The sequence below is a fragment of the Cellulophaga algicola DSM 14237 genome, assembly GCF_000186265.1.
GTDB classification, from domain to species: Bacteria; Bacteroidota; Bacteroidia; order Flavobacteriales; family Flavobacteriaceae; genus Cellulophaga; species Cellulophaga algicola.
Genome location: NC_014934.1, coordinates 4,355,394 through 4,367,662 on the forward strand (window position 1 = coordinate 4,355,394; position 12,269 = coordinate 4,367,662).

The 12,269-nt window shown below is 33.9% G+C and carries 10 protein-coding genes; 5 read left to right on the forward strand and 5 right to left on the reverse strand.

The window, feature by feature from the left end; all coding sequences use genetic code 11:
• Positions 1-30: 30 nt before the first annotated feature.
• The gene (locus tag CELAL_RS18925; RefSeq protein WP_013552500.1) at positions 31-912 is read right to left on the reverse strand and encodes a lysophospholipid acyltransferase family protein; all 882 of its coding nucleotides are present in this window, start codon (positions 910-912) and stop codon (positions 31-33) included.
• Positions 913-970: 58 nt separating this feature from the next.
• Between CELAL_RS18925 and CELAL_RS18930 the strand changes: the two genes are divergently transcribed.
• Positions 971-1,621, forward strand: a complete 651-nt coding sequence (locus CELAL_RS18930) for a rhomboid family intramembrane serine protease (protein ID WP_013552501.1) — start codon at positions 971-973, stop codon at positions 1,619-1,621.
• Between the two features lie 131 nt (positions 1,622-1,752).
• Complete coding sequence (locus CELAL_RS18935; protein WP_013552502.1) at positions 1,753-3,390, forward strand: LVIVD repeat-containing protein; 1,638 nt, start codon at positions 1,753-1,755, stop codon at positions 3,388-3,390.
• Between the two features lie 67 nt (positions 3,391-3,457).
• On the opposite strand, the gene CELAL_RS18940 is transcribed toward CELAL_RS18935, so the two are convergent.
• Together CELAL_RS18940 and CELAL_RS18945 are read right to left on the reverse strand one after the other, a co-directional pair.
• Positions 3,458-4,570 (reverse strand): TlpA disulfide reductase family protein, encoded by a 1,113-nt coding sequence (locus CELAL_RS18940; RefSeq protein ID WP_013552503.1) that lies wholly within the window; start codon positions 4,568-4,570, stop codon positions 3,458-3,460.
• Between the two features lie 100 nt (positions 4,571-4,670).
• The gene (locus tag CELAL_RS18945; RefSeq protein WP_013552504.1) at positions 4,671-5,183 is read right to left on the reverse strand and encodes a hypothetical protein; all 513 of its coding nucleotides are present in this window, start codon (positions 5,181-5,183) and stop codon (positions 4,671-4,673) included.
• A gap of 93 nt (positions 5,184-5,276) precedes the next feature.
• On the opposite strand from CELAL_RS18945, the gene CELAL_RS18950 reads away from it, so the two are divergent.
• On the forward strand, positions 5,277-8,186 hold the full coding sequence (locus tag CELAL_RS18950; RefSeq protein WP_013552505.1) for an FAD-binding and (Fe-S)-binding domain-containing protein: 2,910 nt from the start codon (positions 5,277-5,279) through the stop codon (positions 8,184-8,186).
• Here the strand turns inward: CELAL_RS18950 and CELAL_RS18955 are convergent.
• Entirely contained in the window at positions 8,178-9,047 is an 870-nt protein-coding gene (locus tag CELAL_RS18955) for a UDP-2,3-diacylglucosamine diphosphatase (protein WP_013552506.1), read from the reverse strand. The two genes, CELAL_RS18950 and CELAL_RS18955, sit on opposite strands and share 9 nt — an antisense overlap.
• A gap of 192 nt (positions 9,048-9,239) precedes the next feature.
• On the opposite strand from CELAL_RS18955, the gene aroC reads away from it, so the two are divergent.
• A complete protein-coding gene (gene aroC, locus CELAL_RS18960) occupies positions 9,240-10,304 on the forward strand; it encodes a chorismate synthase (protein ID WP_013552507.1) in 1,065 nt (354 codons plus the stop codon).
• Between the two features lie 61 nt (positions 10,305-10,365).
• Positions 10,366-11,667 (forward strand): dicarboxylate/amino acid:cation symporter, encoded by a 1,302-nt coding sequence (locus CELAL_RS18965; RefSeq protein WP_013552508.1) that lies wholly within the window; start codon positions 10,366-10,368, stop codon positions 11,665-11,667.
• Positions 11,668-11,780: 113 nt separating this feature from the next.
• Here CELAL_RS18965 and CELAL_RS18970 read toward each other — a convergent pair whose 3' ends face one another.
• Positions 11,781-12,245, reverse strand: a complete 465-nt coding sequence (locus CELAL_RS18970; RefSeq protein WP_013552509.1) for a hypothetical protein — start codon at positions 12,243-12,245, stop codon at positions 11,781-11,783.
• Positions 12,246-12,269 lie beyond the last annotated feature (24 nt).

The window sequence follows — 12,269 nt, forward strand, 5'->3', positions numbered from 1 at the left end:
GCAATTTTCATTGAAAATTGCTCCTTTTTTTTAATGTTGATCCGCCTTGTTCCGGTGTTTCCAGCGACGGTGTGTCCATAAATAATACTCTGGTCGTTCTCTTATTTGTTCTTCTGTTAAGCGAAGAAATGTATCTGTAATTTCATGTTCCTTAGTAGATTTTCCTGCTGTGGTAATCGGAATAAATTCTGCTTTATAATAGCCTCTTTTTACCTTGGACACTTTTAGAAAAACTACCGCTAAATCCATTTTTCGCGCCATAGTTTCTGCACCGCTAAATACAGGAACTTTAATTCCCATAAACTCTGTCCAATATGGAGCTCGGTGTACTTGGGGAGATTGATCACTCACCATGCCGTATGCACTTCTGACATTATCACGAACATTTCTTACCACTGTTTTTACGGTTTCCTCCTGTGTAATTAAAGTAGTATTCCAACGTGCTCTTACTTTCCTAATCCATTGATCAAAGTATTTATTTGCTATTTTCTGATAAACAGCGTACCCTTCTGATTCCACGTAGTTATTAATACTCACATTCCACTCCCAATTAGCATAATGTGAACAGACGATTAATACGCTCTTATTTTTTTCAATATCTCTTAAGACCTCAAGGTTTACGACATCATATCTTTTCTTTACTTCTGCTTTAGATAGTTCCATAGTTTTAATCATTTCCATGAAAGTGTCTATCAAATGACTATAAAATTTACGTTGAATTTTTAAAAGCTCTTTTTCATCTTTTTCAGGAAAAACAAGTTTTAGATTTGAATACACTACTTTTTTCCGGTATCCAAAGATGGTATACACAAGAAAAAAAACAAAATCTGAAAGCCAATAAAAAGGTTTGTAAGGTAATTTTGAAATAAACCAAAGTATTGGGTAAACTATAATAAATACTAATAACTGCATGCCAATAATTATAGCGCAAATATAGTTATATTTGAAGGCAAACAGAACGTTTGATTATATGGATAATTTTGATTTAGTTACTGTAGGCATTGTTGCCATAAATTTACTAGTATCTATTAAAGGTTTTAATGATACTAATTTTTTTGATCGGTATAAGTTTAGTGTTGGAGCGATTAAATCGGGACAAAAAGACCGCATGTTTACTTCTGGCTTTTTACATGTAGATTTTTCGCATCTGTTTTTTAACATGTTTACCTTATATTTTTTTGCTCCTGTAGTTATTGAATGGCTAGGTACTGTAAAGTTTGTTATAATTTATAGTATTAGTTTATTAGCAGGAAGTTTACTTTCAATGGTTTTTCATAAAAATGAAGATTATTACACCGCTGTAGGTGCAAGTGGTGCGGTTACAGGTATTTTATATGCAGCTATTTTGTTACAACCAACCATGCAACTAGGCATTATGTTTATTCCTATACCCGTACCTGCATATGTTTTCGGAATAGGTTATCTCTTGTATTCAATTTATGGTATGAAAAGTAGGTTAGGGAACATTGGCCATACGGCACATTTTGGAGGTGCAATTGGAGGCTATGTTACCACCTTAATACTACTACCTAGTCTACTGGAAATAAACCCTTTAATGGTAGGATTATTAGCCATTCCTATTATCGCGTTATTTATACTTCAAAAATTAGGAAAGATTTAATTTAATCGGTATTTCTTAACCAATCACTTAACGAAAGCTTACCATTCATCGAAAATCATGTAGTTCAGAAACATATTTCCCTAATTTCGTCGTTAATAGAGAACCCAAACTCTTATTCAATCTACTTAATTATGAAAAAAGTTTCCCCAATACTAGCTTTTATGCTAGTTTTATTTGCATCATGTTCTGAAAAAACAACAGTTTATGAAGATGAACAAAGTAATGTAAGTGTACAAGACAATCAAGATTTTTTAAATAAAAGCATTAGTTATGAGAATGCTGGTGTTTTAGATATTTCAAGTGAAGAAGAACTATCTGGAAAAACGAGCAAAGACGCAGATCCTGTCGCTGGTGATTACCCACTTTCATTGATAGCACAAATTACACCACCTAGTTTTCCTGGTGGGGAAAACTTAACAGCAACACATGTAAATATTGTAGATGATATTGCTTATGTATCTTACAATACAGTAGCATCTGATTATGTTGGTGCTATAGACGCTATAGATGTTAGCAATCCTTATAGTCCACAAATTACATCTAGATTATATTACACCAATGCAGATATTAATGCAATAGCATACGATAATGGATACATTTATATTGTAGGTGGTGTAGATTCAGAAAAATCTGTAGCTGCAAGCACCAATTCCTTTGTGGCTAAAATACCCGCTACGAATGGAAAAATAGATGTGAATAGCGGAATTACCTATGGTTTTCAAGAAGGATTTATTGGTACCGATATTGCCATAGATGGAAACAGCATCTATGTAACTAGCGGTAAAGATGGCGTTTTAGCCGTTTACGATAAAAATAGTGTAACGCTAATGAATGAGACCCCATTAACAGATTTACGCTCTGTAACTACTGTAAATAATAACATTGCGGTTTTAGATGCTAGCAAAGGGGTTTCAATTTTTGATACGAACTTTTCTCTTATCAAAGAAATTGCCATTTCTTCTGATTTTGGAATTGCTGCAAAAAGAACTTTAGACTTCTCTCAAGACAAAATATATGTATCTGAAGGATCTAAAGGAGCAGGGATTTATAATGCAACTTCTGGAGCATTCATAGAATACATTTCAATTTTAATTAACCCTGAAGGTTCAGATGCTACAGACAACGTAACTAATGCTGTTGCAGTTAACGAAAATGCTATTTTAATGGCTAACGGTGGCGCAGGGCTTTCGTTATCAGAAGAATCATCTAATAGCACATCACCAGTGGGGATTATAGATTTAGAGGGTTCTATTAACTTCGTAGCATCTAAAGGTGATTATATTTTTGCAGCTTCAGGAACAGCTGGTTTGCAAATTATTAAAATGAACAAACCAAACCAAAGCTTAGAAACCAAATGTGAAGATTTAACATCTTACAGAGGTAGCTCTAATCTAGTAGTTGCTACTAATGAAATTATAGCTTACCAAGGCTCTAAACGATTGAATAAAATAAATGTAGCTGGAGAATTATTGTTATGTGGAACTTGGACTGTGAGTAATGATATTACATTAGATGCCAATAGTTTATTTGAAATGAAAGGGGCTATTTATGTTGGAAACAACAGAAATAAAAAAAATATTACTGTGGGTAGTAATGCCACCTTAAGAATTGAGGGTGATTTAGCTATTTATGGAGATTTAATTCTTGAAGATGGAGCTACTTTAGAATTCCTTGGCTCAAGTTCTAGAGTATATATTACGGGTAATGTAACTAAAGCCGAAACGGCAGAAGTAACTGGTGAATACAATGATCTCTTGAATAAATTTTAAAAAAAACATATAAAAAAAACCCAATTTGAATTTCAAATTGGGTTTTTTTAGATATAAATTTATAGCTTTAGATGTTCCCCATTAGCTCAGCAATCTTGCTCTCTAATTCTGGCCCTCTTAAATCTTTCGCAATAATTACACCGTTCTCGTCTAAAATAAACATTGCAGGAATAGCTCTTACATTGTATAATTTAGCAATTTCATCAAAATACTTTACATTAGAGACATGGTTCCAAGCTAAGCTATCTGCAGCTATAGCACCAGTCCATTCTTCTTTATTTTTATCTAAAGAAACCCCTAAGATACTAAGTCCGCTATCTTTATATTTATTGTAAACACGCACTAAATTAGGATTTTCTGCTCTACAAGGTCTACACCATCCAGCCCAGAAATCAACAATTGTAATTTTTCCTAAAGCATCTTTTAATGCTAATTGTTTCCCATCAGGAGTAGGAGCAGAGAAATCTGGAGCTTTAGATCCTATAGCCGTATTTTTAGTAAGATCTAATTGTTTCTTAACTCTTTTTGCAGGAGCAGTTGCTTTCATTTCTGGTGTTAAAGCTTCATAAATTTTAGATATTTCATCTTCCGCTAAACCTTTACTCATAAGGATACGCTCTAAAATTAGTACCGAAACAAATGCATTCGGGTTCTCTTTTATGTACGTAAGCTCAAAATCTTTAGCTTGTTCTTGCATTTCATTGCTTTCTGCCTGTAAAGCTTCTTGTGTAGCAACATCTCCAGAAGCTCTAGCTTTTTCAAAGTCATCACGCATAGACATAGCACGCTTAGAAAAAGATCTGCTATTATCTAAAAACTTACTAAACAATTCATTTTGCTCTGTTCCTTCTACTTTAGCAAAACCTAAACTATCTTTTTGGAATGCAACATCAATAGTTCCTTTTTCTATCATCACTGGAATGTTCCCTTGAAGCTTATCAATAAAAATATACTGTAAGTCTAAAGAATCTACTTTACCTGTAAAAATAAATTTACCATTCTCAACAGTAGTGGTATCCACATCTATTGGTTGGTTTACTTCGTTTATTCTCTTAAGGTAAACTTTGGTTCCGTTTTCTATAGCACCATCTACTTTTGCTTCAATAGAAAATCCGTCAGGATTACTATTACAAGATACTAACAGGGCTGTGGTAAATAATCCTAATATTATTTTTTTCATTATAAGTTTTAAATTTAATTATCGCAAATGTAATTATATATTGTTATTAAAAAAAAAGACTATCTAATACATTCATATTCTTAGCTTTATTATTTTTTTTTTAGAATTGATATCTTATCCCTAATCCTATATCAAAATCAAAATTATCAGAAAATTCACTATAGCCCAAAAGGCCTATTTCAGGGCGCATATCCAATGAAATTACTAGAGGGAAATCAAAATTATATTCCACTCCAATATTTCCCGCAGCGAAAACAAAAAGTCCGCCGTCTACTTCCTCTCCATTAGGATTATTTTCAGAAACTCTACGTTCAAAATTAACATTACCTAAACCACCTCCAACACCATAATACCAATTAAAATCACCATCTAACGGCAGTACCCATTCGTACAACCCAGATATTTTAAAAGCATCATAAGCGCGACTATCCCTAAATCCTAAATTAACTTCTAAACGGTTACTTGTGCTTAATGATTTTTGGTACGATATTTCTGCACCCAAACCATCACTATCGCCTAATCGTAAACCAATAGTATGGTCAGACATACTTTGAGCACTCATAAACATAGGGAAAACCAACAGGGCAATCAGGGTTATTTTTAACAATTTCATTCCTTTTTATTTAAAAATTAACACCAAAAATAGGACTTTACTTGCGTTCTGTAGTTAATAAAAACTTAATTTAGCATTCAAATTATTTTTAGATTGGAAACTGCAGCATTACACAAACTCAAAGAAAGTTTAGAAGGAGAATTAAGAATAGATAAACTTACAAAAGTATTATACTCCACAGACGCATCTGTATATAGGAAAACACCGTTAGCAGTAGCTTTTCCTAAAAGCATTGCTGATCTTAAAAAATTAATTCTTTTTGCCAAAGAAAATACTATTGGATTAATACCAAGAACTGCTGGTACGTCATTAGCAGGACAATGTGTTGGTGATGGTATTATAGTAGACGTTTCTGTACATTTTACTAAAATTATCTCTGTTGATAAAGAAAAAATGCAAGTCACTGTACAACCAGGAGTTATACGTGATGAACTAAACACTTACTTAGAGCCTTTTGGACTTTTTTTTGGTCCTAACACCTCTACAGCAAACCGTTGTATGATTGGCGGAATGGTTGGAAACAACTCCTCTGGAACCACCTCTATACGATATGGAGTTACAAGAGAATATACCGCTAGTTTAAAAACAATTTTATCTAATGGGGAAGAGGCAGAATTTAAAGCATTAACGACAGAAGAATTTCAAGCCAAAACTCAATTAAATACCTTTGAAGGAACGATCTATAAAAACCTTCATAAGGAACTTTCCAACAAAGAAACTCAAGAAGAAATTATAAGAGAATTTCCTAAACCACAAATTCATAGAAGAAATACAGGCTATGCCATAGATGAATTGCTCAAAAGCAACATATTTGGTGGAAAAAATGAACTCATTAATGTTTGTGAATTATTAAGCGGAAGTGAAGGAACTTTAGCTTTTACCACTGAAATAACTTTACAATTAACGCCATTACCCCCTAAACTATCTGCGATGGTCGTAACGCATTACCGCAGTCTTGAAGATTGTCTAAGTGATGTTGCTCCTGCAATGCAACACAATTTGCACACTTGTGAGATGATGGATAGGACCATTCTTGATTGCACTAAAAACAATAGAGAACACTCTAAAAATAGATTTTTTGTTGCTGGGGATCCTGCGGCGTTATTAACGTTAGAAGTAAAATCTGATACTGAAGAAGATTTAAAACACCAAATTGATGCCTTATTAGAAACAATTACTACATCCGGATTAAGCTATGCTAATCCTATTTTAAATGCAGCAGAAGGTAAGATGGCGTCAGAATTGCGTAAAGCCGGACTAGGTTTACTAGGAAATATCGTCGGTGATAAAAAAGCTGTGGCGTGTATTGAAGATACCGCGGTTGCCGTAGAAGATTTGAAAGATTTTATAGGAGAATTTACACAGATTATGGCAGGTTACAAGCAAAACGCTGTATACTACGCACATGCCGGAGCTGGAGAATTACATTTACGCCCTATTCTTAATTTAAAAAAATCTGATGATGTTCACCTTTTCAGAGCGATTACCACAGACGTTGCTAAGCTTACAAAAAAATACAAAGGTTCTTTTAGCGGTGAGCATGGAGACGGTATTGTTAGAGCCGAATTTATCCCACTAATGATTGGAGATAAAAACTACCAACTATTAAAGCGCATAAAAACATACTTTGACCCTACCAATATATTTAATCCAGGCAAAATAGTTGATGCATTCCCTATGGATGAATCCCTACGCTATGATATTGATAGAAAAGAGCCTGAGATTAAAACTCTTTTAGATTTTTCTGATAGTGAAGGGATTTTAAAAGCAGCTGAAAAATGTAACGGGAGTGGGGATTGTAGAAAAACACACCACAGTGCAGGAGGGATGTGCCCGAGTTATCACGCTACTAAAAACGAAAAAGATACCACTAGAGGTAGAGCTAATGCATTAAGAGAATTCTTAACTACCTCTGAAGCGCCAAATAAGTTTAATCAGAAAGAATTAAAAGAGGCATTTGATTTATGCTTAAGCTGTAAGGCATGCGCCAGCGAATGCCCGAGTAACGTTGATGTAGCCACTCTAAAAACGGAATTCTTATACCAATACCAAGAAGCAAACGGATACCCATTACGCGGCAAACTATTTGCATATAATACAAAATTAAATAAATTAGGAAGCAAAGTTTCAGGCTTGACAAATTTCATTTATGACTCCAGTTTCTTTGGCGGTTTATTAAAAAGTTCTGCAGGAGTTGCCAAAGAACGCAGTATGCCTAAAGTATATAATTTCAATTTCGATAAACACCTTCAACTATTTAAAAATCAAAACACTATAACTAAAAAAAGTGTTGTTTTATATATTGATGAATTTACGAATTATATGGATATAACCTTAGGTAAAGATGCTATTGAGGTACTTACTAAACTAGGCTATGACATTCAATTATTTTATGCGGAAAGCGGAAGAACTTATATTTCTAAAGGCTTTTTAAAACAAGCAAAAAAGCTTGCTTTAAAAAACATTCCGGCACTAAAAATATTTGCAGATAAAAATATTCCAGTGATAGGCTTAGAGCCTTCCGCTGTTTTGACCTTCCGAGATGAATATAAACGTTTTTCTTCTGATAAAGATACAACTGCCAAAATTGCAGCGAATTGTTATCTAATTGAAGAATTTTTAGCTAATGAAATAACAGCAGGAGCACTACGTGCTGATCTATTTACTACAGAAGCAAAAAAAGTTAAAATACACAGTCATTGCCATCAAAAATCATTATCGAATCAGAAAGTAACTTTTGATATTTTAAACCTTCCTAAAAACTATGAAGTTTCAATAATAACTTCTGGTTGTTGTGGTATGGCAGGATCTTTCGGTTATGAAAAAGGACATTATGAGGTAAGCATGCAGATTGGAGAATTAAAATTATTCCCTGCCGTACGCAAATCATCAGAAGACACTATCATATCTGCTAATGGCACAAGTTGTCGTCATCAAATACATGATGGTACAAAAAGACAAGCAAAGCACCCCATTACCATTTTAAAAGAAGCTTTACTCTAAGGAACTTTCTTCAAGTGAGGAAGAACCTTTTTCTCTATCCTCCTTAAAGGTAATAGAAGCTATTAGTTCATTGATATCTAATTGTTTTAATTCTTCATCCGCAAAAAAAGGGGAGAGTTTATCATTATTATAATGGTAGACTTTCCATCTTTTAAAAGAATATTCTAAAGCAGTAAGGTTTTCTACCCAATCTCCAGAATTAAGATAAATGCATTGTCCGTTTTTATTTTCGTATAGTTCTTTTTTGGGTTGATGAATATGCCCGCAAACCACATAGTCATATCCATTCTCAATAGCTAAATCTGCTGCTGTTTTTTCAAAATCGTTTATGTATTTAATAGCCCCCTTTACGCTATTTTTAATTCGTTTAGACAAGGAATATTTTTCTCTTCCCATTTTCGTCAAACACCAATTCATGATTCTGTTTATCAAAATTAGAAAGTCATAACCATAGCCTCCCAACTTGGCTAACCATTTTGCGTTCTGGATAGAAGCATCAAAGACATCGCCATGAAAAAACCAGGTCTTCTTGCCGTTTAAATCCAAGACAAGCTTATCTACAATACTCACATAGCCTATTGAAGTATCACTAAACTTACGAAGCATTTCATCATGATTTCCAGTTATATAGGTAACTTCAACACCGTTAGAAGCCATACCTATAATCTTTTTTAAAACTTTTAAATGAGAGGGAGGAAAATACCGCTTACTAAACTGCCAGATATCAATAATATCTCCATTTAATATAAGTTTCTTTGGCTGTATACTGCTTAAATATGAAATTAATTCATCGGCATGACAACCATATGTACCTAAATGTACATCTGAAATTACGACTACGTCAACTTTTCTCTTTTTCAAATCTTCTCGTTTTTACAAAATTAAAACAGAAACCTTAAAGTTATCATCAATTGAAAATCAACATTATATCAGCTAATCGTTAAATATTTATTATGTAATTTCCTACAAAGTAAATTTTGCATTAAGAGTACGCTAAGTTTGGGATTATATGAATTTAGAATTACCTTTGAGACTGTTAAATTTTAAGAAGAAATGGCAGGAAATACATACGGAACTATTTTTAAACTTTCCACCTTTGGAGAATCACATGGCGTTGCAATTGGTGGAGTTATAGATGGTTGCCCAGCAGGTATTACATTAGATTTAAATGAAATTCAGAATGAATTAAATCGACGTAAGCCGGGACAGTCTGCTATTGTTACCCAACGTAAAGAACCAGATACAGTAGAATTTTACTCTGGTATTTTTGAAGGAGTCACTACAGGAACTCCAATAGGTTTTGCCATACACAACACCAACCAGAAATCTCATGATTATACCCATATAAAAGATTCGTACCGACCATCACATGCTGATTATGTGTATGATCAAAAATATGGTTTTCGTGACTATCGCGGAGGTGGCCGCAGCTCTGCTCGTGAAACAGCAAGTAGAGTAGTAGCTGGTGCTATAGCAAAGCAGTTTGTAAGCTCCATTAAAATTAATGCTTTTGTATCTCAAGTGGGTACTTTAAAATTAGAAAAAAACTATAAAGACTTAGACTTTTCTTTAATTGAAAGCAATCCTGTTCGTTGCCCAGATCCTTCTACTGCAGCAAAAATGGAAGATTACATTAAAAAAATAAAAAAAGAAGGAGATACCATTGGAGGTATTATAACTTGTGTTATACAAAATGTACCCATTGGTCTTGGAGAACCAGTTTTTGACAAGCTTCATGCAGAACTTGGTAAAGCCATGCTTTCTATCAATGCTGTAAAAGGTTTTGAATACGGGAGTGGTTTTGAGGGAGTTACTCAAAAAGGGAGTGATCATAACGATCAGTACAACGCAGATGGGACAACAAAAACAAACAACAGCGGTGGTATCCAAGGAGGAATTTCTAATGGCATGGATATTTACTTTAATGTTGCGTTTAAACCTGTAGCAACCGTGATACAGCCCTACGAAACCATTGATAAAGAAGGGAATATGATTAAAACACAAGGTAAAGGGCGTCATGACCCTTGTGTAGTACCTAGAGCAGTACCAATTGTTGAAGCAATGGCCGCAATTGTGTTGGCTGATTTTACTTTATTGAACAGAACCATAAAATTATAGTTCAGTATTTGGAAGATTAAGGTTCAAAACAGTATCTTTCTATCCTAAAACTAATTATTTTATGAAGAAATTGGAATTGCATTGGCAAATTATAATAGGCATGTTGGCCGGAGTATTATTTGCATTTATAATGGTTCAATTTGAATGGGGAGCAAAATTTGTCTCAGATTGGATAAAACCTTTCGGGAATATTTTCATCAACTCATTAAAACTTATTGCAGTTCCTTTAATTCTTGCTTCATTAATTAAAGGAGTTTCAGATTTAAAAGACATTTCTAAACTCTCACAAATGGGAGGGAGGACTATCGGAATTTATATTATTACTACTATTATTGCGGTCTCTATAGGGTTGGCTGTAGTAAATATTATAAAACCTGGAAAATCTATTTCGGAAGAAACAAGAATTAGCTTAGTAGAAAACTACAAAGGAGATGCTGAATCCAGAATTGCCCAAGCACATAAACAAGAAGAATCTGGACCACTACAAGCTTTAGAAGATATTGTTCCTAGCAATATTTTTAAAGCCGCAAGTGATAACGGAAACATGCTTCAAGTAATTTTCTTTGCTATCTTCTTTGGAATAGGATTAATCCTTATTCCCGAAGAACAATCAACACCAGTAAAAAAATTCTTTGACGGCTTTAATGAAGTAATTTTAAAATTAATTGATTTAATCATGCTTGCTGCTCCTTTTGGCGTTTTTGCATTATTAGCCGCATTAGTAGTAGAATCACCAAGTTTAGATCTCTTTAAAGCACTAGGCTGGTACGCATTATGTGTCATTATCGGTTTATTCCTAATGATTTGCGTATACCTTGGATTTGTTTGGATTTTTACTAAAAAATCACCTTCATTTTTCTTAAAAGGAATTTCGCCTGCACAGCTATTAGCATTTTCTACAAGTTCTAGTGCCGCAACACTACCTGTAACTATGGAGCGTGTAGAAGAGCATTTAGGTGTAGATGAAGAGGTTACTAGCTTTGTTCTCCCTATTGGAGCTACTATTAATATGGATGGCACAAGTTTATACCAAGCTGTAGCCGCTATTTTTATAGCACAGGCCTTTGGTATGGATTTAGATTTATGGGCACAATTAGGGATTATCGTTACAGCGACTTTAGCTTCTATAGGAAGTGCTGCTGTTCCCGGTGCAGGAATGGTAATGCTTGTTATTGTACTTTCTCAAGCAGGAATCCCAGAAGCAGGTCTTGCATTGATTTTTGCGGTAGATAGACCTTTAGATATGTGTAGGACTGTTGTAAACGTTACTGGTGATGCTGCAGTTTCTATGATGGTTGCCAAGTCTGTTGGAAAACTAAATGATCCAGAAGAAAAAAATTGGAACGATAATTACAAAGCGTAAAAGCTAATTTGTTCTTGAACATATAAAAATAGAGTCCAAATTTGGACTCTATTTTTTTTGCTTAAAACTGAAAATTATATAATGAATCTCAGCGATAGTATTCGCTATTGCTGTTATTTTGTTCTTAAACCCGTTTTATATTCGAGCCATATTGTTAATATATTTCTTGCGGCTACAATTGTGATATCTTCGGTTGTAGTTATTATTAGGGATAGATTTTTGGTTAATCTTTTTTCCACACATCTTGTATTAGACCAAATAGATCCAGAAGATTCCTTTTCTAATTCTTTCCCGTTTACAAAGAGTTTTCCGATTACATAATATGGCACGACATACAAATGATAACCATCATAATCGTGTGGCATTAATTCGTCCATTCCTTGCCCTACAGCTTTATACAAATCGATTCCGAGTTCTTTATCAATTCCGTTTAGTTCTAATTGAACATTAGAAATCTTACTCACATAATCCAAACAGTCAGGACAGTTGCAAACAAATCCGTTTTGAGTTTCGTAGAATTTTCGAGTTTCTATGCTGTCAACTACTAATTTTATATTTCCTAATTCTACGCTTTTCATAAAATTATGCCTAGGCTATGCTAT